Origin of the sequence: uncultured Porphyromonas sp. (genome assembly GCF_934359325.1) — a bacterium.
GTDB lineage: Bacteria > Bacteroidota > Bacteroidia > Bacteroidales > Porphyromonadaceae > Porphyromonas_A.
This window is the reverse complement of the sequence record NZ_CAKRLH010000267.1, coordinates 1-1,777: the sequence shown is the minus strand read 5'-3', so window position 1 is coordinate 1,777 and position 1,777 is coordinate 1. Positions and strand designations below refer to the sequence as shown.

Sequence of the window (1,777 nt, the reverse complement as noted above, 5' to 3'; positions counted from 1 at the left end):
CCATTTGTCTCTACTCTATAGAGTGATCTCCCCCTCTTCCACCGGGTGGGGAAGTGACCCTTGGATGCAAAAGTACCTAAATTCGTGCGCTTCTGTTTTTATGATAATTCCGTATCTTGCTCTTCCAACAATTAAGTCACTTCGCGCTAATGGATAAGGATAGTACCACCACCTTTAGAGGCAATGACCGGATCCTCTTCGGATTTATATGCGGTCTCCTCTCCTTCTGGCTCTTTGCCATGACGCTCCTCAATGTGAGGGGCGAGATGAATGCTGAACTGGGGCTCTCCCCATCGCTGCTCAATCTCTCTGTCTCCATCACTTCCCTCGTCTGCGGGATACTGATCGTGCTTATCGGTGGTCTCGGAGATCGCCTCGGGCACACACGGATGACCCGCCTCGGACTGATCCTGGCGATCGTGGGGGCAGTACTCATCGCCCTGACACCCGGTCACTCACCGCTCACGGCACCGATCCTGCTGCTGGGGCGTATCTGCCAGGGGCTGAGCGGTGCCTGCGTAATGCCCTCGACACTGGCACTGCTGCGGGTGTTCTGGGACGAGAAGGGGCGACAGCGGGCGATTAGCCTCTGGAGTATGGGTACCTGGGGCGGCACCGCATTTAGCTCCCTACTCGGGGGATATATGGCACAGTGGCTCGGCTGGAGGTGGATCTTCTGGCTCGCTGCAGCGGTCGCTCTCCTCGGGCTCTTCCTCATCCGAACCCTGCCCTACTACCGCCCGGGGAGTGACGCGAAGGGCGGTCGGGATATCCCCGGCATCGCCACGCTGATCCTCGGTATCGTCAGCCTACAGCTCTATGTGACTGAGGGTCCGCAGTGGGGCTGGGTGGATGTCAAGTCTCTCGGCCTGCTCCTCATGGCGACGGTCTTCATCCTCCTCTTCATCGGCATCGAGCGGGGCGCCAAGCACCCCTTCCTCGACCTCCGAGTCTTCCGAAACTCGGTCTACAGTGGCGCTACGGTGGCCAATTTTCTCCTCAATGCCTCCACCGGCATCATCATCATCGTCAGCAGTCTCCTGCAGCTGGCCTCAGGGGTGCCGGTGGATCAAGTGGGGCTTATGTCTATCGGCTACGGCGTGTCTATCCTGCTCTTTATCCGTGTGGGGGAGAAGCTGATGCAGCGCTACGGTGCGCGACTCCCGATGCTCCTCTCCTGCGGTACCGTCGCGGTGGCTCTCTGCCTGCTCCTCCCGACAAATGTGATGGCAGGCACCTACATGACGCTTGTCGTGATCGCCTACTCGCTCTTCGGTGCCGGGCTGGGGCTCTTTGCCACAGCCTCCACCGACTCGGCTCTGGCTACGCTGCCGGAGAGCAGGACCGGTATCGGCTCCGGGATCTTCAAGATGGCCTCCTCTCTCGGCAGCTCCTTCGGCATAGCCATCTCGACCGCGATCTTCCAGGATATAGCCTACTCCGCTGAGCCGATCACCCTTCTCAGCGAGGTGGTCACCTTCGTCGGACGACAGGACAACGTCACGATCCGTCAGGGGGCGATGGCCGCCTACCTCTACAATCTCATCATCATCGTCATCTCCTTCGCCGTCATCTACTACACCATCCCCAAGGGCCAGGGCAAGACTTCCAAGAAGTAATAGCGAAATAGGGGAGCGGGTCTGACAAAAAGGCACAGATATCCTGTCTGAAAAAATGTCGTACCTTTGCCTCACACAAGCGCCCGGGTGGCGGAATTGGTAGACGCGTTGGTCTCAAACACCAATGGAGTAACATCCGTACCGGTTCGATCCCGGTT

General features: G+C 58.6%; 1 protein-coding gene. It reads left to right on the top strand.

The features are described 5' to 3' along the window. Positions 1 to 149 precede the first annotated feature (149 nt). Positions 150 to 1,619 carry an MFS transporter gene (locus tag Q0F21_RS07660; RefSeq protein WP_297238805.1) on the top strand — a complete coding sequence of 490 codons (1,470 nt, stop codon included), beginning with the start codon at positions 150 to 152 and terminating at the stop codon, positions 1,617 to 1,619. Positions 1,620 to 1,777: the final 158 nt, after the last annotated feature.

Excerpts from the sequence above, each read along its gene's own strand:
- Q0F21_RS07660 (WP_297238805.1), top strand. The coding sequence starts at position 150 with ATGGATAAGGATAGTACCACCACCTTTAGAGGCAATGACCGGATCCTC.